The 22,695-nt window shown below is 33.5% G+C and carries 16 protein-coding genes, 1 tRNA gene and 2 pseudogenes; 2 read left to right on the forward strand and 17 right to left on the reverse strand.

Going from position 1 to position 22,695, the window contains the following annotated elements; all coding sequences use genetic code 11:
• Positions 1-137: 137 nt before the first annotated feature.
• Both DER71_RS10150 and DER71_RS10155 read right to left on the reverse strand, forming a co-directional pair.
• Complete coding sequence (locus DER71_RS10150; protein WP_114459009.1) at positions 138-341, reverse strand: hypothetical protein; 204 nt, start codon at positions 339-341, stop codon at positions 138-140.
• Between the two features lie 3 nt (positions 342-344).
• Positions 345-1,556 carry a patatin-like phospholipase family protein gene (locus DER71_RS10155; RefSeq protein ID WP_114459008.1) on the reverse strand — a complete coding sequence of 404 codons (1,212 nt, stop codon included), beginning with the start codon at positions 1,554-1,556 and terminating at the stop codon, positions 345-347.
• Between the two features lie 247 nt (positions 1,557-1,803).
• Here DER71_RS10155 and DER71_RS10160 point away from each other — a divergent pair, with 247 nt between their 5' ends.
• Positions 1,804-3,030, forward strand: a complete 1,227-nt coding sequence (locus DER71_RS10160) for a glycosyltransferase family 4 protein (RefSeq protein WP_114459007.1) — start codon at positions 1,804-1,806, stop codon at positions 3,028-3,030.
• A 7-nt stretch (positions 3,031-3,037) separates the two neighbouring features.
• On the opposite strand, the gene DER71_RS10165 is transcribed toward DER71_RS10160, so the two are convergent.
• The 11 genes from DER71_RS10165 to trxB form a co-directional block, all read right to left on the reverse strand.
• The gene (locus tag DER71_RS10165; RefSeq protein ID WP_114474617.1) at positions 3,038-5,458 is read right to left on the reverse strand and encodes an AAA family ATPase; all 2,421 of its coding nucleotides are present in this window, start codon (positions 5,456-5,458) and stop codon (positions 3,038-3,040) included.
• Positions 5,455-6,579: a DNA repair exonuclease gene (locus DER71_RS10170; protein ID WP_114458849.1), complete on the reverse strand. Its 1,125-nt coding sequence runs from the start codon at positions 6,577-6,579 to the stop codon at positions 5,455-5,457. The genes DER71_RS10165 and DER71_RS10170 overlap by 4 nt, the downstream gene beginning before the upstream one ends.
• Before the next feature lie 168 nt (positions 6,580-6,747).
• The gene (locus tag DER71_RS10175; RefSeq protein ID WP_114458848.1) at positions 6,748-8,058 is read right to left on the reverse strand and encodes a glucose-1-phosphate adenylyltransferase; all 1,311 of its coding nucleotides are present in this window, start codon (positions 8,056-8,058) and stop codon (positions 6,748-6,750) included.
• Between the two features lie 207 nt (positions 8,059-8,265).
• Positions 8,266-8,364: transfer RNA gene (locus DER71_RS10180), tRNA-Sec, on the reverse strand.
• Positions 8,365-8,403: 39 nt separating this feature from the next.
• Entirely contained in the window at positions 8,404-10,329 is a 1,926-nt protein-coding gene (gene selB / locus DER71_RS10185; protein WP_114458847.1) for a selenocysteine-specific translation elongation factor, read from the reverse strand.
• Positions 10,326-11,744 (reverse strand): L-seryl-tRNA(Sec) selenium transferase, encoded by a 1,419-nt coding sequence (gene selA, locus DER71_RS10190; protein WP_114458846.1) that lies wholly within the window; start codon positions 11,742-11,744, stop codon positions 10,326-10,328. The genes selB and selA overlap by 4 nt, the downstream gene beginning before the upstream one ends.
• Position 11,745: 1 nt before the next feature.
• Positions 11,746-12,912, reverse strand: a complete 1,167-nt coding sequence (locus DER71_RS10195) for an aminotransferase class V-fold PLP-dependent enzyme (protein ID WP_114458845.1) — start codon at positions 12,910-12,912, stop codon at positions 11,746-11,748.
• Positions 12,913-14,055 carry a glycine/sarcosine/betaine reductase complex component C subunit alpha gene (grdD, locus tag DER71_RS10200; protein ID WP_114458844.1) on the reverse strand — a complete coding sequence of 381 codons (1,143 nt, stop codon included), beginning with the start codon at positions 14,053-14,055 and terminating at the stop codon, positions 12,913-12,915.
• Positions 14,056-14,065: 10 nt separating this feature from the next.
• Positions 14,066-15,607: a glycine/sarcosine/betaine reductase complex component C subunit beta gene (grdC, locus tag DER71_RS10205; protein ID WP_114458843.1), complete on the reverse strand. Its 1,542-nt coding sequence runs from the start codon at positions 15,605-15,607 to the stop codon at positions 14,066-14,068.
• 71 nt (positions 15,608-15,678) lie between these two features.
• Positions 15,679-15,996: a co-chaperone YbbN gene (locus DER71_RS10210; RefSeq protein ID WP_114458842.1), complete on the reverse strand. Its 318-nt coding sequence runs from the start codon at positions 15,994-15,996 to the stop codon at positions 15,679-15,681.
• Positions 15,997-16,014: 18 nt separating this feature from the next.
• A complete protein-coding gene (gene trxB / locus DER71_RS10215) occupies positions 16,015-17,220 on the reverse strand; it encodes a thioredoxin-disulfide reductase (RefSeq protein ID WP_114458841.1) in 1,206 nt (401 codons plus the stop codon).
• Between the two features lie 223 nt (positions 17,221-17,443).
• On the opposite strand from trxB, the gene DER71_RS10220 reads away from it, so the two are divergent.
• The gene (locus tag DER71_RS10220; protein ID WP_114458840.1) at positions 17,444-18,115 is read left to right on the forward strand and encodes a TetR/AcrR family transcriptional regulator; all 672 of its coding nucleotides are present in this window, start codon (positions 17,444-17,446) and stop codon (positions 18,113-18,115) included.
• 73 nt (positions 18,116-18,188) lie between these two features.
• Here the strand turns inward: DER71_RS10220 and DER71_RS12555 are convergent.
• The 4 genes and pseudogenes from DER71_RS12555 to DER71_RS10240 form a co-directional block, all read right to left on the reverse strand.
• Positions 18,189-19,669: pseudogene (locus DER71_RS12555) on the reverse strand (BCCT family transporter).
• Positions 19,670-19,881: 212 nt separating this feature from the next.
• The gene (grdH, locus tag DER71_RS10230) at positions 19,882-21,201 is read right to left on the reverse strand and encodes a betaine reductase selenoprotein B (RefSeq protein ID WP_114458838.1); all 1,320 of its coding nucleotides are present in this window, start codon (positions 21,199-21,201) and stop codon (positions 19,882-19,884) included.
• Positions 21,202-21,219: 18 nt separating this feature from the next.
• Entirely contained in the window at positions 21,220-22,545 is a 1,326-nt protein-coding gene (locus DER71_RS10235) for a glycine/sarcosine/betaine reductase component B subunit (RefSeq protein ID WP_114474618.1), read from the reverse strand.
• A gap of 51 nt (positions 22,546-22,596) precedes the next feature.
• Positions 22,597-22,695, reverse strand: a pseudogene (locus DER71_RS10240) (glycine/sarcosine/betaine reductase complex selenoprotein A); the annotation flags it as partial.

Genomic DNA, 22,695 nt, shown 5'->3' on the forward strand with positions numbered 1-22,695 from the left:
TCACACCCGAATTGAGTTTTAGATAAATCTAAAAATTTCGTTGATGACTAAAGCCCCCTTTTTGCAGCTTGAAAATAAATTTTGGGGAAACTCCTGCATATTTATAAGTTATTTTTTTGAAATTATTTTAAAGCTGATTAAATATCCTCAAGACATTTTCTGCATATATATGTATCTTTAAATTTTATTAAGTTATTAAAATTACCGCAGAAAATACATTTTTCTTCATCATTTAAGAGTTCTGTTGACCCCTTCTCTGCATCACCATATAATCTTTCTCTCAGATTTTTTATCATTTTATTTTCACCAGTACCAGCTTTATTATTCTTTTGACCATTCATAATCTATTTTACCTCCCTATAGTTTAAAAAAATTTTTTCGGCAATGCCGATAATAATTTCTTCCTTGACTTTTTTAGGCAGTAAATTGCTTGATTTTATAAATAGTGGAAGCCTTTCACTGATTGTTTTTTCACTTCTATTATATTTATTTCGAACCTGTTTAAGAAGATCTTGAAAACTATAAAATTCAAAGCGTTCAATTCCCGCTTTAGCTGCGATAATTTCCAGCAAATTTATCAGCATATCACCATAATCAGCCTGATAATCTAATTCTAATAAATTAATTATTCTGGGAATTAATGCTTCAAATAATAATCTTTCTTTAGGCTGTTCTACTATTTTAAACTGTTCAGATAAAGATTTGATTGTTTCTTCCGGTAAATTTAAAATAAATTCAATAAAATATTTGCTGTCTTTAGGAGGATAAATATAGTATTTATTTCCCTTTAAGTTTTTAAAATATTTCATTGTATCATAATATCCCATTTTTAAATTTTTTCTGGCATTTTTTTGATCTAAATTAAGCATTCTCCCCAAATTTTCTGAAGGATTTATATAAATAATGTCCGAATTATTATTTCCAACCTTATTGTCTCCCATGCCATAAGTCCTGACAGCAATTATTTTTTTGTAGCCTTTTTTTATAAGGGTATTAATAGGAAGATTATCATAAAAACCACCATCAATAAGTATTTTACCGTCAATTCTCTGCAATTTAAAAGCCGGAAGATAAGAACTAGCCAGAATATAATCTGCAATTTTTCCCTCGGGAATATCTTCAACAAAAAGCTCTAAAGGTTTAAACTCACTCAGAGAAACTGTGATAATTGCAAAATCCATATCTGAATTTCTTATTAAATCTTCATCTATATTTTCTGATAATATTTTTTTCATAATAGAAGTATCTAAACCCCTATTCTGAAATATTTCTTTAGCTTTATTTATTAAATAAAGAAGATTTTTTTGGTTTAAAGAAAAGTTCATCAATTCCGCTACGTATTTTTCTTCAACATCAAAAACCTGTGCAGGAGAAATATTATACCAATATTCATATACTTCCTCAATTTTGTCCTGGACAAACATTGCTCCATTAAAAGCACCAATAGAAGTGCCTGCTACTCCGGAAACATCCAATTTAAGTTCTTTAATGGCCTTTAAAGCACCTGCATGATATGCGCCTTTAGCTCCTCCACCTTCTAATACCAGCCCATACATATTTATTCCTCCCAGCTCTATTCTCATTAACTATTATAACACAACAAAAAAATCATTAACAGTTATAGGCATTTAAAAAATCATATGATTTCTCTAAAAATCAATTTTAGAAATTAAAAAAAGAAGCAGAATATTGAAAACATCCTTTATGAAGCCTGATATAAAAAAACAGGAAAACTTAAAGGAAATTTTATTTGAAGGATTTTGATAAATTTGTTATAATTTTTTAAATAGGCAGGTGTTTAAATTGAAAATATTACATATATATGCACAAAAACCAGGTTTTACAGGTAGTGGGTATTACCTTAAAAACATATTAAATGAAGGAGCTAAAAAATCTGTTGAGCAGGCTATCATAGCAGGAATTGAAAAAAACAGCCGTGATAAATATCAGCTAAGGGGATGTAGTGAATTTTTCCCTGTTTATTTTTCATCTAATAAACTTCCTTTTCCGGTCGTTGGAATGAGTGACCAAATGCCCTATAAAAGTACACTTTACAGTGATCTTAAAGGCGAAAAACTGCAGAAATGGAAAAATGCATTTTCTAAAAATATAAAAAAAGCTATTAAAAACTTTAAACCCGATCTAGTTATTTCTCACCACCTATGGCTGCTGACAGCCTTAAGTACAAAATATACAGAAGGAATTAATCATATTGCTGTCTGCCATGGTACAGGACTGCGAAAATTTAAGCAGCTGGAAAAACACCAAAAAAATGTAAAAACAGCCTTAAATAAAGTGGATAAAATAATTGCTCTAAACTTTCAGCAAAAAAAAGAAATAAATCAGTTAATGGGAATCGATAATAATAAAATAAAAGTCATTGGCAATGGATTCAATCCCAAAATATTTTATCCTTTACAAACGAAGCAGCTAAAAAAAGAGAAAGAGGCAGTGGAACTGCTGTATGCCGGAAAAATATCTAGAGCAAAGGGACTGCTGGCACTTTTAGAATCTTTTTCCCACCTCAACAAAAAATACAGCATTAATTTGACCCTTTGTGGGGGTGGTTGTGGCAGTGATTTTAAAAATATTAAATCTGCTGCAGCTGAAACAGGAAATAATATTATTTTTACAGGAATTATTCCACAAAAAAAGCTAGCTGAAAAAATGCGCCAGAGCGATATATTTGTGCTCCCTTCTTATTATGAGGGTTTACCACTGGTAATTATAGAAGCTCTTGCATCAGGTTTAAGAGTAGTTACAACAGATTTACCGGGAATAAGGGATTGGCTGGGACCTGAACTTATTAAATGTGGTGTAGTACAATTTGTAAAACCTCCTCTGTGTGGTAAAGACTGCTTACCATATTCTGCTGAAATACCAGAGTTTATAAAAAGACTTACAACTAAATTAGAAAAACAGCTAATATCTGTCAAAGAAAAACAGCCTCCGGATCATTCTCTAATTCAAAAATACATTTCTCGAAAATCATGGAGTTCTGTTTTTGAAAAATTAATTAAACTGGAATAAATTTTTCTTAAATTTCGATTATATTTCCACCAAGTTTTTCAGCTGTTAAAGGACTGCAGGTTGTAAAAATTATCTGATATTTTTCAGCTAAATCAGATATTATTTTTACTGTATTTTTCTGCCTTTCCGGATCCAGATTAACCAGTGGATCATCAAGAATAAAAAAGCCCTTTTTATCACTGTATATCTGTTCAACAAGAGAAAACTTTAAAGCAAGTGCTATACTGTCATATGTTCCAAAAGAGAGAAAGTTTTTTTCTACCGGAATTTTTCTAACAGATGAACTAAGTTCGATTCTGTATTTTTCATCAAATGTTACAACATTATATTTACTTCCTGTTATTTTTTTTATATAGTACGAAAATGATTCTACAAGTGGTTTAAAACTTTTTTGGTCAAATTCTTTTAATTTTTCTTCCATAACTTTTTTTACTTTTATTAGATTTTCTGCTTTTTTTATACTTTTTTTAAATTCTTCTTCAATCTGGCTGTACTCTTTTTTTATTTCTTCATAAGATTTATCTGCCAGCTGGTTTTTAGTATTAATATATTCAATATTTTTTTCCTGGTACAGCCGATCAACATTTTCTTTTTTCTTTCTTAAATTATCAAGATCTGTTTTGAATTCGGAGATGGAATTATATTTTTCAGGAAGTTTCTCCAATTCTACTGCTTCTTCTTCTAATTTTTTAAGTTCACTTTTTAGTTCTATTATTTCATCAAATATATGGTCATGACTTATATATCTTTCCTCCCAGTCACTTATTTTATTTTTTAAGCTGCTGACTGTACTGGACAAATCACTTTTTTCTGCCAGCATATCTTCCAGTTTTTCCTCAATCTCAGAAAGTTCTCTTATGTTTTTAAAATCATTGATTTTTTTAACACTATTTTCAATTACTTCAATATTTTGCTCACCTAATAAATCTTTTTTATTTTCTAACTTAATTTTTATTTTAGATTTTAAACTGTTACTATCTTCACTGAAAGTTCTCAATTCTGCCAGACTCTCAGCATTATATTTATGTAAAATAGAATTTTTTTCTTCAATATTTTTTTCGCATCTTTTTTTGAGCATTTTAAAATCTATATTTTGAGATTGAACTTCTATAATAAATGAATCATCCAGCTCTACTTTTAAATATGCCTCAACATCAAAACTTTCACCATTTTTAAAAACTTTTTTATCATTTAATCCACTGGTAATACTGACCTCTTTTTCGGCTTTTATTATTTCCGCTTTCCAGGTAGAAGCTTTAAGTGAGGCTTTATCTTCAATTAATCTTTCATCTAACTGCCTAAGTTTACTAATATCACCTCTATCTACTGCTGGAAGATCATTGATTTTCTTTTTTAATTCAGCAATATCTCTGTCTATTTTATCTATTTTTTCTTTTATTTTTACTTTTTCTGCAAGATGTTTTTTCTTTTTTGCCTTTTCTTTTTCAGCTTTCAGCTGCTCTAATTTTCTTTTAACAGCTGACAATTTTTTCTCGTTATTTTCCAGTTTAATTAAAACTGCCGGCCAACTTTTGTTAACTTCTTTTAGTTCTTCAATCTTTTCATTTTTAGCTTCAAGTTTTGCTTCAATTATTCCTCTTCTATATATATCATCTTCTTTTTCGGACAGAAAATCTATCTTTTTGGAAATGTTTTCTTTCCTTTTTTTAAGTACCTTTAGCTCTTCAGCCAGTGCAAAATATTTTTCTTCGACTTCAAATACCTGCTTCATTTCGCGTTTTTTTAATCCCTTTTCTATAAACTTATCATATATTTTTCCACAACCAATAAGATACGGATTATCTACACCTCTATTTGGATTTTCCGGTCTTTTTTCAGTTAAATTCCATCTTTTTGTGAAATCATCTATAGAATCCAGAACTCTGTTCCTAAATTTTTCTACAGAAACACCATCCAGCTCCATAACTGCTCTGCGGAGAAAACCATTTAAAGTGCTTTTTACTTCAGGATTTTCTTTTATCTCTTCAATTATACTTTTCATATTTTCCTGTCCCGTAAAAATTATATTTTTAGCTGTTTTTCTGTCAAATGAAAAAATATCAAATATTTTATCCTCTATAGATGACTCCTCAGCCAATTTTTTTCCGCCAGATTCCAGAAGTTGAGAACTGTTTTTGTTTCCCCATTCTTTCTGTACAGTATACTGCTTCCCATTATAATTAAAACTGGTTAGAGCATTTATATAATCACCTTTATCTAAAGGCATATATCTTATCTTAAAATCTATGTCTTCTTTTAAATTCATACGCAGTTTGGAACTTTTAAACAAAGCAGCATAAACAGCATCAACAACTGTGCTTTTACCTGCTTCATTTGACCCCATAAGCACATTTAAACCTGGTTCAAACTTTATTTTTATATCTCTAAGGCCGGCAAAACAATCTGTCTTAAATTCTGTAAGTCTCATTTCTGCACCTCTCTTATTAATTCATATGCAAGCTGGAGTGGCTGGTCATCTTCAAACCTATCTGCTAATTCAATCAAGAGCTGATAGGGGAATGAATCGGTATTAAATTCTTTTTCTATCATTTTTTTAGAAATTTTAATTTTTAGATCACTGTCATCGATTAAAAAATATTTAAGTTTTTCTCTTAATTTTTGATAATATTTTTCTTTCTGCTGATAACTTTCTTCATCCAGATAACCTGATAGAGAAAGTCGGAGTAGTTTGCTGGCTGGATTCTCATCTATAATTTTATCTGTAAGCAGTTTCAAATCTTCTAGGCTGCTTATATTTTTATTCAAATCTAAAAAATTAAAACTGCCACAGTTTATTTTTTCTGCACTTATATTTTTACTGCTGTCAATATCAATTATCCAGGCAGAACTATCAGCAGAAAAATCAAATCCATCTGCTTCCGGAGTCCCAGAATTAAAAATTTTGCAGTTTTCAACTTTCTTCTGTACTGGATATGGAATATGAATATGTCCAAGCAGCCATAAATCCATACCATCCATATCCAATAATTCTTCAGTACTTATACTAAAATATCTGCTGTTTAAATCAGGTGATAAATCTAACAGAGCACCATGTACAAGTCCAATATTTAAGCTGTTTTCTGGAAAGGTAATATTTTTAATCCAGTCTATTCTATTTTCTGAGGAATGTTTGCTGTCACAGTAAGCTGAATATAATATAATGTTCTTGTTTATCACATTATTTAGTGAAAAGGCCTTATATTCATTTAAAACTTTTATTTTTTGGGAAATATTTTTTTTAAAAAAACTCCACAGTTCCATCATTCCATTGTCATAATCATGATTGCCGGGAATTATCAGCACAAAATCTCCCGCAAAATCTTCAAGTACCTTTATAGTCCGCAATATATCTTTTTCAGATATATTTATTCTTTCAAAAAGATCACCAGTTATTATAAAAAGATCTGTTTTTACCTGATTAGCTTTTAAAATTAAATCCTGCAGTACTGTAAATCTTGCTTCCACCAGCTCTTCTCTAATTCCAGCTGGATAATTTGAAAATTTCATTCCGATATGTATATCTGCTGTATGCAAGATTTTTAAAGTCATACTTTAATCCTCCCAATTATTATTTCGTTACGTCAATTATTTCTCTTTGTCAATATTTCTCTAAATTAAGCTTCTCTTTAATATGTTCTTCTTTTTCCTTAATTTACCTTTTATTTTTATAAAAAAGACTGCCATACGGCAGTCTAATTAAAAACCTTTATTTTTTAACTAAACATTTAAATCTCGCACCTGATCTTCATCTCCTGCAGCAAGTTTTTTTCCAGCTTCAGAACTAACTGTACTTCCACTTTTAATAATTTTATTGTCAAAATCCTCAACATTTACATAAGAAAATATGCGGCAGTTTCTTTCTATAGTAGTACCTTCAGGAATGGTAGCCCTTTTTGCTATAACATTTAATCCGCTATTTAAAAGATCAGGCTTATCAATATTTGCTGTTAAATCAGTGCCATAACCAATTCTGCAGTCAGCTCCTACTTCTACTTCCTTATCAATAATTGTTTTATCAATTACAGTTCCATTTCTAATTGTAGAGTCATTGAATATAATTGAATTTTTTACAACTGCACCTTCTTCAATATATACTCCAGGACTTATAACAGAATTCTCCACTTTTCCATTAATAATAGAACCATTGGAAATAAGGCTGCTGGCTGCACCACCTTTATTTCCGAATTTTACCGGGGGTTTTTCTTCATTCCTTGTATATAAAGGCCACTCTTTATTATAGAGATTTAATCTCGGCACAGGTTCTGTTAATTCCATATTTGTTTTCCAGTAAGCATCAAGTGTACCTACATCTTTCCAGTAATCATCAAATTCATAAATGTATACTTCATTATGTTTTATCATAGGAGGAATAATATGATGTCCAAAATCTGAATCTTCTTCTGTACAGTATTTTTTTAGTACTTCAACCAAAACATTACTATTAAAAATATATATTCCCATTGACGCAAGATTACTTGGTGGATTTTCTGGTTTTTCGACAAAATCAATTATTTTTTTATCTTCCTGAAAATCGAGTATTCCAAAGCGGTTTGCATCCTCATAATCAACCGGTTGAGCAGCAATAGTTAAATCAGCACCTTTTTTGCGGTGGAAATTAAGCATTTTACTGTAATCCATTTCATAAACATGATCTCCAGATAAAATAATAACTTCTTCAGGAGCTTTATTTCTTATAAAACTAATATTTTTGTATATTGCATGTGCTGTTCCTTCATACCAGTCAGTTTTACCTGGTTTACCTCTAAAAGGTTGAAGTATTGTTACTCCTCCAATCTTTCTGTCAAGATCCCAGGGTTTCCCGATACCTATATGGTTATTAAGTGATAATGGTAGATACTGTGTTAAAACACCAATATTATAAAGTCCAGAATTAACACAGTTGCTTAAAGCAAAATCAATCAATCTAAATTGTCCTGCAAAAGGAACACTTGGTTTTGCTCTATGTGCTGATAAAATATCCAGCCTTGTTCCTCTTCCTCCTGCCAATATTAAAACAAGTGTTTTCACGTTGTTATCCTCCTTTTGCTTTTAAGTTCTGTAAAAGAAAACAGACATCCATACCTTTAAAAGTAGAAATAATTATTATGAATTTAAAGTATTTTACTGATTATATTATTCTATAATACTGCTGATAATCCTTTTTAAAAAAATAAAAATACCATATGATTTCAGATTAAATCACATGGTATCTCAATAATTAACTGTTAACTGTTTTGGCGGGAATGTGTGGGAATCGAACCCACCACAGACAGGTCCACCTGCCTGACATTGGATTTGAAGTCCAAGATGTCCACCATGGACACAGCCACTCCCAAATACATATACCTTTTATATAATAACATTTTGCCCAAATTAATTCAAGAGTTTTTTATTAGGAAATCTTTTATCTCCTCTACGCTGAGTTATTTTTTGCCTGTCAAATTCCTCTAACAGGGGCAGAGAAAATTTTCTGGTACTTTCTATAAGATCTCTAAACTCCGATAATTCAATACTTTCATGTTCTGCAAAATATTCATTAAGCTTATTAAAAGCTTTTTCCAAAGCAGATTGATGAAAATAAATATTCTGAGCCAGGCGTATTAGTTCACCAGAATCAACCAAATACTGTATAATATCTGCTGCCTGTTCTGAATTACCATAGTTTTCCACTATATCTTCTACTGCAGGTGGGTTAAATAAATTATTTTTAAATATAGTAATTATATCTTCTTTTATATTTTTTTCTTTTTCACTTAAACTGATGCTAAAATCCTTTAGTGAAATTATATTTTCTTGTTCTTTTATTTTTTGGTTTTTTTTCATCCAATTTAAAACTCTACTGAATTCCTGCTTATCAAAATAATATTCAGATTGTGATCTCAATTCTTCTTTTTTAATACCTTTTTTTAATTTTCTGCTCTTATGATAATCAGAAATCAAGGAAAGGAGTTCTTTTTCTGCATTATATAAATTATCAATATGGATCCATGTACTGTTTTGAGTATCAGACAATTTTTTTATAACTCCTTTTTTGCTCAAACTATTTAGACACTGCTCAAGTTTTTTTTCTGCAAGAGTAGTCCTTTTAAGCAGATATTTTTTTTCAACTGCTTCCTTTTTTCTATTTTTGATTAAAATTTCCACTCTTTTTTCTGGATCTGCATTTTCCATTGTTTTTAATTCTTCTAGTGCTTTTTTATAATTTCCCTTTCTGGGCGGAGGATCAATTTCAATGATTTTACCTCCTCCAATTGTGGTCATGGGAGAATATCGCCTCAGTACAAACCTCTCTCCAAAATGTGCCACAAGTTCTTCTTCTAATCTAAATTGAACATAGGCATCCTCTCCAGGAAGCAGCTCTTCTCTATCAAATAAAAAGATTCGCCCCAAAACTTCCTGAGCCCCTATATGAAATCTAATTCTATCACCATGTTTAACTAAAAATGAAAGTCCTGTTAGAAGTTTTAAATGTGCTTCAAAAAATTTAGTTTTTATTAGCGAAGAAGGTGCTGCAAGAACATCTCCCCTATTTATCTCATTTTTGTCAATACCGGCTAAATTAATGCCAACTCTCTGCCCTGGAAAAACTTTTTCCACTTTAGAATTATGCACCTGAAGGCTCCTCACACGAGCTTTTTTCCTTTCTGGATAAATTTCCAGCTCATCTTCTACCTCTATGCTGCCACTAAAAAGTGTCCCGGTTACAATAGTTCCGAATCCTTTCATCGTAAATACTCTATCAATCGGGTAATAAACATTTCCTTCTGAATCTTTTTCTGGAATTTTTTCTACCATTTTTTGTATTTCACTTTTTAAATCATCAATTCCAACTCCTTCAGTAGAAGAAACCGGGACTACAGGAGCACCATCCAAAAAAGTATCTACAGTTTTTTCTTTAGTATCTTCTATAACCAGTTCCAGCCAATCAGAATCAACTTTATCAATTTTGGTTAGAACAATTATTCCATGTTTAACACCCAAGAGATCGAGTATTGCCAGATGTTCATCAGATTGAGGCATCATACCCTCATCAGCAGCTACAACAAGCAGAGCAAGATCAATACCAGAAGCTCCTGCTAACATATTTTTAACAAATTTTTCGTGGCCGGGAACATCAATAATTCCGATCTGATTACCATCTTCCAGAGTAAAACCGGTAAATCCAAGTTCTATTGAAATCCCTCTATCTTTTTCCTGCTGCAGCCTGTCTGTATCTGCACCTGTCAAAGCCTTAATTAAAGTAGTTTTTCCATGATCAATATGTCCGGCTGTACCTATAATTATATTCTTTTCTCTCATTTGATTATTTCCTCCTGAAGAATATCATTGATAGCATCTGCAAGAATGTCAATTTCAAACGGCTGCACTGTTTTTAAATCCAAAATAAGCTGTCCTTCATTAATTCTTGTAAAAATAGGCATCTTACTCTGCCTAAGCAGATATGCTATTTTTTCTGGAGAAAATTCTTCAGCAGAAATTTTTAAAACATATGTATCAAGCTCTGTTAGTGGATATGCACCTCCACCAATCCGAGCAGTATCTTTTTCTATAATAAAATTGAATTTATCAACTTCTTCTATTTTACTTAACAGGTCTTCAGCTCTCTGCTTTGTTTTTTCAGTATCTTCTGTCAGCATTCTGAGGGTAGGTATTGTTTCAACAGCTTTATCAAAATTTCTGTAAATATTTAAAGTTGCTTCCAGAGCCGCCAAAGTAAATTTATCAACCCTGAGGGCTCTCATTAAAGGATGATATTCTATTTTTTCTATAAATTTCTTTTTCCCAACTATTATACCGGCTTGAGGTCCGCCAAGCAGCTTATCACCACTAAAAGTAACTATATCTATCCCTGCACTTATCGATTCAGCCACTGTAGGTTCATATTCCAGCCCATAATCCTGCAGATCAAATAAAATACCGCTGCCCAGATCTTCTATCACAGGAATATCTCTTTTATGTGCATATTCTACAAGTTCTTCAGCTTTGACTGTTTCTGTAAAACCCATTATACGGTAATTGCTGGTATGTACTTTCAACAGTGCACCTGTTTCTTCAGACACTGCATTAAGATAATCCTTTAGATAGACCTTATTTGTTGAACCAACTTCAACCAGCCGACAGCCACTCTGCTCCATAACTTCAGGAATTCTAAAAGAACCACCTATTTCCACAAGTTCTCCTCTGGAAATAATAACTTCCCTTTCTTTGGCAAGGGCTGCTAAAACAAGTGTAACAGCTGCAGCATTATTATTGACCACAAGAGCAGCTTCAGCTCCAGTTAGCTTTTTTATGATTTCCTGCAGAGAAGCATAACGGTGACCACGTTCTCCACTTTTCCTGTCAATTTCTAGTGTTGAATAATGTTTTGCTACATTATCAACTGCTTTTCTTGCTTTCTCAGACAGCAGTGATCTCCCTAAATTAGTATGAATAATGACACCTGTCGCATTAATAGCAGGTGCCATTTTAGGTTGATATAATTTTTTTAAATAATTTTCTGCATTCAGCAGAATATTTTTGATATTTAATAAATTTTTATCAAAATTTTCCTCATCAAAATTCTCTGATAAAATCTCATTTCTTAAATCATCTGTTATCTTCCTTACAGCTTCAAGTAAATCTGTTCTAGAAAACTGATTTTTTATTTTATCTGCTAAATCATCTGCCAGTATATCATTAACAGATGGAATAGAGCTTAATAAATTTTTATTCATATTAACCTGACCCCTTTTTAACAATATTATCAATTATATTTAAAAACATATCAATTTCTTCTTCTTTATTAAAATAGCCTATACTTACTCTAACCATTCCCTGTTTTACTGTCCCTAAATTTTTATGCAGCAGTGGTGCACAGTGCAGTCCACTCCTTACCTGTATATTATATTCATTTTGAAGGATATATGCAAGTTCATGTGAAGCGATATCTGCTATATTAAAAGCAGCAACAGCTACACGCCCTTCTCTTTTTAGTTTTCCATATACTTTTACTTTAGGAATAAAGTTAAGCCCTTTTAGCAGTTTTTCAGTCAGATTCATTTCTTTTCTGTGAATATTTTTTATACCAATTTCATTTATAAAATCTATACCTGAACCAAGCCCGACAATTCCAACCGTATTTATCGTCCCTGCTTCAAATCGGTCGGGCATAACATCGGGCTGGCAGGTATTAAGAGAGTTTGTTCCCGTTCCTCCTTCTTTTAAAGGAGACAAACTCTCTGGATCCCTTATATAAAGTGCACCAATTCCTGGAGGTCCAAAAAGAGATTTGTGTCCCGGTACTGCCAGAAAATCTATTCTAGGATTATTTACATCAATCGGAATAACTCCAGCAGTTTGAGCACCATCCAGGAGAATTAATATATCATTATTATCAATATTATTATCAATTATTTTAACAATGCGGTCTATATCAGCTACTGTCCCGGTTACATTGGAAGCATGCGAAACAGCAACAAGCCTGGTGTTCTTTTGAATTGAAGACTGGAATTCTTTATAATCTATCTCTCCACTTTTTTTATCAAGCGAGACACAGCTTATTTCAATACCAATATCCTTTTTTAATCTCTGCAGTGGTCGTATAACTGAATTGTGTTCCATATTAGTAATGATAACATGGTCTCCAGCTTTTAGAACCCCTTTTATAACTGTATTCAGAGATTCTGTTGAACCAGAATTAAAAACAAGATGATCTGAATTTTCTATCGAAAAAAATTTAGCAGTCTTTTCCCTAATATCATAAATAGTTCTAGCGGTATCCACCACCTCTGATGCACCAGATCTTCCAGGATTCATCCCCATATTTCTGAAAAATCTATCCATAGAACTGTATACTCTTTCTGGTTTTGGCCAAGTAGTTGCCGCATTGTTAAAATATATCATTTATTCAATAAAACCTGCCTTTCTGAGAATAGATTTAGCAGAACCGAGATCATCTTCTGCTACAAGGATAACTGGTCCAGTACAACCCATTCCTGTTTCTGCATAGATATTTTCTTTCCAGAGACTTTCTTTTGCAGACTCTATCTCTAAAATATCGATCCCGGCAATTTCTTCTCCAGTCACTTTCTTTTCTGGAGCAGAAACAGCTTCAGATGCACCTGATTCACTTCGGCTTTCTTTTAGTTCAGAAATTATATCTTTAAGACCAGCTTTATTAGCAAGTTCTATCTCTTCGCTAACAATATCTAATAGATCTCCTCTGCTAACTTCAGCCATGAACTTGACCGCATTTGCAATTACAGGAGCACCGGAGGCTCTAGAGATAATTCCAATCAATCTGTCAAAATTACTTCCTATGCCTGGTCCATAACCATAACCTACTGCTTCATACTGACCACCAGTATTAAACGCAGAAAACAATTTCATCAGCATATTGCCTGTTAGAGTATCTGTCACCATAACATCCGGCACACCAAGTAGCAGATCATTACCCCGCATAACTACACCACCATCTGCACGAACTGAAGTTGCAAATTTAAGGTTATAACCATTATCCTGTAGTTTGCGCAGGTTTTTCTCTACAAGTCTTGCCCCTTCAACATTTAAAATTCCCACTGTAGGTTCCTTAATTCCGAGTGATTTTGCTGCTGCAATACCATAAATGGTATTTTTGAGCATTGAGGGTACCCGATCGGTATCAGTAGTACCTGTAGTTGTAGCAATCAGCATTTCTTCTCCCTTACCTGGTGTTATAACCCGGCCAACAGTGGAGACTCCCATGGGGAAATTATAATGCAGTGTTACTGCAGCATCCAGTTCATTATTTTTCAGCATTTTATCCATAATATCATGAGCATCTGCCAAACAGCTGCATTTAGTGCTGCCACAGCCGATTAATTTTACTTCTAAATCACTGTGATTTTTTTCAGCGATTTCAGCTGCTTTTTTAAGTTCTTCTTCACCATGTTCACTTTCTAAAACTGTGAGTCCGATTTTCTTTTTTTCACCGAATTCACCAGATTCAATTGCAGAAGCTAAGTCATTAAAAACATCAGCAACTTTCTTTTTTACGTTATCTGCCATTTTATCCACCTCACTCGGTCTCGCCGAGAAGATTTTCTGCCATCTGTCTCATAGCATCGGCGATCATATTTTTAATTTCTTTATCACTTACTTCTCTTTTTTCTTCTGCAATCCCTTTATTTTTTTCTATTACAAATGAAACTCCATCAAACTGATTGGTCATCCGTCCCAAAAAAAGACTACCTTTACCTATAATCATAGCTTTATCTATCATGTCTTTTTTCATCATTTCAGCTGCAGGACCTATAAAAGGTACCCCAGAAGGAATATGACCCTGTGTTGGGGCAAAACCGGGCATTCCATGACTTTTTACAAATTCCATAAGTTCTTCTCTCTCAAGATCTCCACGTTTTACTCCTAAAGCCGCAATCATTTTGTAATTTGATTCTGGAACATTACCCGCTCCTGCTGGTTTAGTTATTTCCGGATTCTGCATTTCCACTGAATATTTATCAATATCCTTAATAGAAAGATTGTTTTTATCAAGTGGTTCAGTTACCAGAGAACTAATCACTGCCTGGGGAGATGAACCAGTTCCTACCTTATGACGTCCTATAATATCTGTTCTAATTAGAGGACTAACTCCATCATTTTTAGATACCAGAATTGCAAATCCACCTAATGTGTCTTCAAGAATTGGTAGATCTTTCTTTACATGATCTTTACCATTCATACCAAGTTTTGCCACTGAACCACCGGCTGCAACTATTACATTATCATAAACCCCTGCTTTAACTAAAGCTGCAGCATTTACAAGTGCATGTGCTGGAGCTGCACAGAAACTTCTGAGATCAGAACCATTTGCATTTACACATCCTACCATTTCTGCAATCGCTTTAGCAAAGTTTCCTCCACCACGCTGATTGATATCTCCACATGCCTCTTCCGAACATTCTATCAGGTAATCTATTTCTTCCATATCTATATCATGTTTTAAAGCCAGATTTTTAACTGCCAGTACTGCAGAAGCTTTTCCAACAAGATTTTCTAATATGACATGTGAACTTAAATTGATATCTGTTTCATGTGCCTGCTTTACACAGCCAATAAGCTCTCCATCCAAATAAAGTGGTTCTGCTTGAGCGGCTGTTAATTTCTCTATTTCTGCCATATCTTCGCCTTCTCCTATATCTAAATCCATTTCTTTTAAGATCGGATGATCTGCTGCAATTTCTTCTGCCTTTTTACTGAAATCTCTGCTTAATTTAACAAGATCAAAAACATCAACATGTTTTAACAGAAGATAAAATTCTTTTTCCGGCATTATTTCGCCCAAACTGCCGAATCTATCTTCATCAAGCAGATTTTCTTCACTATACCACGGTGTATCTATCTCATTTAATTTATCAGGCAGAATATTACCAATATATGCCTGATTAGGTGCATATCTTACTACCTCTTCAAAACTTCTTAAATGGCTGTCTATCTTTTTTAAATATTCATCATCAGGGTTTTTAGCTCTAGTAGTAGTCTGAGTTGACCCTGCTTCTTTTAAAATATCTGGTGTGTGAACCAATATATAACTTGAACCTTTTACAACTGGAAATTCCATTATTTATTCACCTCCGAATATATTCGCAAAAAGAATCTCCCTCCAGATAAATGGAAAGAGATTTTAATCTATTATAATCTCTCTTCAAGTTCTTTTTTAATATCTTCTGCTTCCAGGTCTTCTCCACTTAAATGTTCAACTTTTTCTCCATCTTCATAAAAAACAATAGAAGGCAGGCCCAGTACTTTTTGACCAATTGCAAGACGCCTATTTCCTTTTATATTTAATTTGGCAAATTTAAAATTATCTTTATACTCTTCTGCCAATTCTTCTATATCAGGCATTATTTCCATACATCTATCACAGCTATCACTCCAAAAATCTACCACTACTTTTCCTTTACTATTTAATACTTCATCTTCAAAATTATCTTTTGTAAGTTCTAACATCTTTAACTCCTTATATTTTTACAGTACTGACTCAATTTTTTCTCGATCAGGATTAACCAATTTTTTGGCTACTTCTCCATCTTTAAGTTTAAGTACTGTCGGTATTTCTTCTATATCATATCTATCTGAGATAAGTCTATTTTTATATGTGTCTATTTTTAAAAACTTGTATCCTTTATCTTCAATTTTCATATTTTCAAGCTCTGATACCATATCCATACTATTTTGATCTGTTACACTCCAGAAAGCCACTACTGCCGGTCTATCAGCATTGACAACATTATTATGCCAGTATTCTTCTTCTTCTATATATCCCTGTGCCATTACTGCAGCTGTTGCTCCATCTCCAGCAGCGGTTATTACCTGCCTGACAACTTTGTTTCTTACATCTCCCACTGCATAGACACCGGGACTGGAAGTTTCCATATTATCATTTGTCTTTACATAGCCGTGCTCTGTTAAATCTACAGCGTCTTTTAAGAAATCTGTATTTGGTACACGTCCTACAAAGAAAAATACTCCATTACATTCCAATTCTTTTTTCTTACCGGTCTTTATGTTTTTAACCACTGCTTTTTCTACTATTCCATCACCTTTTATTTCTTCCAGTACAGAATTCCAGACAAAATCTATCTTTTCATTCTCCATTGCTTTCTCCTGCAGTATCTTTTCTGCATCCATTACACCTTCATCATGAATTACAACCATAGTAATTTTATTGACAAATTTAGTTAAGTAAATAGATTCTTCTACAGCTGAATTCCCATTTCCTACAACTACGATATCTAAATCAGTAAAAAGATCAGCATCACATGTTGCACAGTATGATACTCCTTTACCTTTAAATTTTTCTTCTCCTTTAACACCCAGTTTGCGCGGCTCAGCACCTGTCGCGATTATTACACTTTTTGCTTTATATTCTTCGCCCTTTTTTGTTTTAACTGTTTTATTAAATCCATTTACATTTAGTTCTATAACTTCACCGCGTTTAAATTCTGCACCAAATTTTTCTGCATGTGTGCGGAAATTTTCCATCAACTCAGAAGCAGTTGTTTCTGGTACACCAGGATAGTTTTCCATATCGTGATATGTCGACGGCTGTCCACCAGTCTTTCTTTTTGCTTCCAGTACAAGTGTATTAAGGCGGGATCTGGATCCATAAATGGCTGATGCCATACCTGCTGGACCCCCTCCCAGTATAATCAGATCATATTCTTGACTCATATTTTTTCCTCCTATTTCCTCCTATAAGATTTTATATATTATTTACAAAACCCCTACAGTTTTGTATTAATATTCACAAAACCCCTACATTAAAAAGTATATTAAATTAAATTCCTAAAGTCAATTGATTTCTGTAATTCTTGCAATTTTTTCTAAGTTATTGTATCCTTGAGTTGGTATATACAGTGTATAAACAAATTGTTAAAGGAAGTGTTTGGTATTTATGATCGATTTCAACAGCAGAGATATCAGAAAAAAAAGAACTTTAAAGTATTTTATCGAAGCAGCAAAATCAATTATTGATAAAGAAGGTATTGACAGTATTACAATCCGCAAAGTAGCTAAAAAAGCCGGATATAATAGTGCAACAATCTATAACTATTTTGACAACTGCAATCAGCTTATATTTTTTGCTTCTCTTGATTTTCTGGGTGAATACAGTAAAGCAATGCCAGATTATATTGCGAAAGCAGAAAATGAAGTCGAAAAATTTATTTTAATGTGGGAGTGTTTCTGCAAATATTCTTTTGAAAATCCCAAAATATATTATGCAATTTTTACTGATCAAATAGGTGATCATCCAGAAGTACTTGTTAAAAAATATTTCCAGATCTTTCCTGAAAAACTGGGGACACCACCTGAAGAACTAATTCCTATGCTGCTTGATGCAGATCTTTCAAGGCGGGCTTCTATTGCTTCTAAACCGCTAATTGAAAATAATATTTTAACTAAAGAAAAAGCTGACCAGATGGATAATATGATTACTTATATTTACCACGGAATGCTCACACTACTTATAAATAAGCGCATAGACTACACCCCAGAACAGGCACTTAGTAATATAATTAAACATATTCGTTCTATTGTTAATCATGCAATCTACTGCAGTAATTGAATGATTAAGATGAAATTAATTTAATAATTTTATTAGAAAGATAATTCCCGGTTAAAAAGCCGGGAATTTTTGTTTATTCTTTGACTGCAGCTTCAGTTGTTTCTAATACATCATTATCGATTTCTTCAATTGAAACACCAGCAAGTGCATTAATATCTACAATACCTTCTGCTTTTTCTTCTGCTTTTAGAGACTTTATAATGGCCCACATTGCAAAAAGCATTATAAAAGCAAATGGAAATGCTGCTACAATTGAGCCAGTCTGCAGCATACCCAATCCACCAGAAAGCATCAGAGCTACAGCAAGTCCAGACTGTATAACTCCCCAAATTATCTTTCTTTTGGTAGTAGGATTTTGATTTCCTTTATCTGAAAGCATACCAAGTACAAAGGTGGCTGAATCTGCAGAAGTAATAAAAAACGTTATAAGAAGAACAACTGCAATAATGGATATCAATCCACCATATGAATAATTCTGCATTACTACAAAAAATGCAGTTTCAGTTGTTGCAATTGCTTCTTCAGCTACTTCCATACCTGTTTCTATACCCATTGTTCCTAGAATCGCAAACCAGACAAAAGATGCCAGTGTTGGTGCAAATAAAACTCCGCCAATAAATTCTCTTATTGTTCTACCCCTGGAAATCCGGGCAATAAATGTAGCCACAAAAGGCGCCCAGGCTATCCACCATGCCCAGTAAAAAATTGTCCACCAACCATACCAGGGTTCACTACCAATTTTGAAGCTATCTCTAACAAGATTGCTCATATATAATCCCAATGAATTTGTAAAGTTATTGAATATTAATACTGTTGGACCAATAATTACACATAAAAGCATAATTAGCCCAGCAAGAGATATATTTACATTAGAAAGATATTTAATACCTTTATCAACACCTGTAATGGCAGAGATCATAAATAAAATTGTATTACAGCAATTACCAGCAGTCTTACAGTATCAGTTTCCGGTACTCCAAAAAGAAAATTAAACCCACTTGTCACCTGCAGAGTTGCCATTCCCAGGGAAGTAGCAACACCTGCTACTGTAGCAAAAATTGCTAGTATATCAATAAATTTTCCAATTCCTCCTCTTGCTTTTGCTTCACCAATTAAGGGAATAAAAATACTGCTGATCTGGGCAGGTTTATCATGCCTAAACTGCATATAAGCCAGGGCAAGAGCAAGAACTCCATAATTTGCCCATGGATGCAGACCCCAGTGAAAAAAAGATGTTTTTAAAGCAAAATCTGCTGCAGCTTTAGTGCCACCTGCCATACCTAATGGAGCTACAAAATGGTTGAGTGGTTCTGCAACCCCCCAAAATACCAAACCTACACCCATTCCAGCACTAAAAAGCATAGCAAACCACGAAATAGTACTAAATTCAGGTTCTTCATCTGGTTTTCCCAGTTTGATCTTTCCATATTTACTTAAGGCAACCCAAATACAGAATATTACAAATAAAGACATACTAAAAAGATAGAACCAGCCAAAATTTATGGTTAGATAATTAAATAGGCCATCTGCAATTGAACTGAAGCTGTCCGGCATAGATATTCCCCAGATTACAATAGCAAAGACCACTATTAATGAAATTAAAAAGACTTCCTTACCTCTCTCTTTAATTACATTACCATTTATATCCTTTTTATTTTCCACCTATTTCACCCCTCTGGTTATATTAAAATTTTCACTTGGGTTTTCACTTAAGTTCGATGTAAATGCCTCTACCCCCCCATCTATGGGGAGATAAAGGTATTCTTTTATATTTCCACATCAAAAACTGTCTGATCATCAATATCTGATGTTAGGGCATCTAATGCCACACCAACTCTGTGATATCTGAGTTTCCACTGTTCTTCTTTACTTGTAGAAGGATCTCCTAATGGATAAGGGATAGAAATAGTTGGAACAATTCTATTTGAACCAACAGTTTTTGCTACAGGAATTAAGTTAGCCATCTGAACAACCGGGAATCCGGCTCTTTCTATTTCTTTTACCATTGTTGCACCGCAACGTGTACAGGTACCTCAGGTAGAAGTTAATATTACTGCCTGAACTTCAGCCTCCTTAAGGTCCTGGGCTATTTCCCTACCCATTCTGGCTGCTTCACCCTGAGTAGTTCCAGTTCCTACTGTTGAATAAAAATAGTTGTGCAGCTTACCTATCTTACCCTCTTTTTCGTAAGCACGCATTGCATCAACAGGAACTACAACATTAGGATCTGCATCTGCTGCTGCAGGATCATAACCTGCATGAATTGTTTTAAATGCACCATCTTCTCTATTTCCTAATTTTTCCATACCACTGATATCGTATTTTCCCCATCTAGTTGCTGAGGCAGATTGAATTTTATCAGGATTATCTACAGGTACAATACCACCGGAAGTGACAAGAGCTATTTTAGCATCACTTAAATCTTCCACAGCAGGAGCTATATCAACTCTATCCAGCTCTGGTATTGGCAGTTCACTTTCAAAATCTTCTCCATTAATTTTTTTCAAAAGCATTTCTACAGCTCTTTCAGCTGCAGGTGTTTTATCTTTCAAAAAGTACTGATGTCTAATACCTCTTTTATAATATCCCTCTTCTTCTGCTGGCAATAATTCTTCATTATTTAAAATTTTATTTCCAAATTCAACCATCTTTGTTACATCATTTTTCATTTTAGCTGCACTGTGCCCGCCGGGAAATATATAAATATCTTTTTTAAATATTTCAACCCCGGGATTTTCTATATTCATTGAAGATATAACTGGGACATTAAATTTCTCTTTTACTGCTTTACCTATCTCACCACATGCTATACCATAACGTCCGGCCTGAAAAGCAGGCCCAGCAAAGAAGATATCAAACTCTACATCTTCCAAAAAATCTAAAATTGTGTCAATTGCTTTATCTTTATTACTCCCCATATAATTATCTCCACAAATAACTGTATGGGTGACTTCACCATCAAGTAGCTGATCATATAACATAGCTGCTCCAACTTTTTCTTCCCGAATTTCTGGAGGATGGTCTGCTACTTCTTCTCCACCAATCTGTCCAAAAAACTGATTTAAATATACAACTGCTTTTTTCAATTTTTTCACCTCCCGGGTTTAAAATTCTTTCATGGTTTTTGGTGACCATCCTGCAATTTGATCTCCACAGAACATTGAATTGTTTTCCATAATAATAGATCCATCTTCTTTTACTGAAGAACCAAGAATTTCATCATCAGCCCACCCACCAGAAAGACCATCTCTAGCAAGTGCTTCAAGTTCTCCAATAACTGTCTCCATCGGTGGTAATGTAATTAATTCAGAAACATTACCGGTAGATACAAGTGCATCTGCTTTAGGATCAAGTGTAACTAATGGCTGTGAGCCACCATCTCTACCTGTTGCTTCATTACTTACACCAACAGTTTTAATACCAGCATCTTCCAAAGCTACAATACAGCCAATATAATCTGCATCTGGATTACCATAACCTTCCTCTGTCACTACAGCTGCATCTGCTCCCAGAGATTTTGCCATCTGTGCTACAAACAAAGCAGATCTTTCTTTCTGCTCAAGGGCAACATTTAGATTTGACATTATCACACCCAAAAAGTTTATGGTTTTTCCATGTTCTTTATATAATCTTTTTATAAGTGGAAAATTCTGAAAATCATATGTTGACCACTTGGATGAACTCGGCATAAAACTACCGGAAATCACTGCACCATCCAAAATTTCATTTGGATGCATAAATGTTGGCAGCATCCGATTTGTATCCCAACCATAATTTAAATCATTATATCCCAACTCTTCCATCTGAGACTGCGGCTGCATTACTATAACTACTGAAGGAAGTTCAGTAACTTCTTTTGCACGTTTTGTTACCGGCTCTAAAGAATATTCTTCTTTATCTTCAGGTTCTAAAGCTTTAACAGTTTTTCCTAAATATTCAGCTAACCGCATACCTGCCCATCTTAAGGCATGATTCTTTTTCTGCTGTTCCCTTTTTTCAAATTCTTCGTCAGTATCAGCCACTAAAACAACATTTTTTAGAGAAGAAAAATAAGTATATTTTGCTCCTTCTCCACCCATATCAATTAAACCATCCTGAAATCCACCCCAGTGTTTTCCAACTACAAGTACACTCATATCTTTTAAACAGTTGGTTTTACCATCTCCGGCCTGGATAAGCTTTCCTGTAACACCAGGAAATAATGCGCCTCCATCCACACGACAGCGAGGTTCTATCGCCTCTTTTACCGGAACCAGACGGACCATATCTCCGGGCCTTACAATTTTGATATCAGCTTCGGTGATATGTTCATCTTTATAAACTACTTCTAAAGCTTCTTCTTTATTTATGGATAAAATTTCATCTTTAAATGCAGTTTTCTCACCAAAGTTGATATCTTTAACATAAAAATTTCCAAGTTCAAGTTTCACCGCGGTCCACCCCTTTCAAGGTAATTAATTCACAATCAAAAGCAAAAAGCTTTAGAGAGTATATTTAGAGTATTTTTCTCTATAAGTTTTAACTTCTTCCACTATTGCATCAACATCAAGCACCATTTCCATCATACTTATCTGATCTTC

The organism is Halanaerobium sp. DL-01 (assembly GCF_003338615.1).
In the GTDB taxonomy this organism is placed as follows: domain Bacteria; phylum Bacillota; class Halanaerobiia; order Halanaerobiales; family Halanaerobiaceae; genus QPJE01.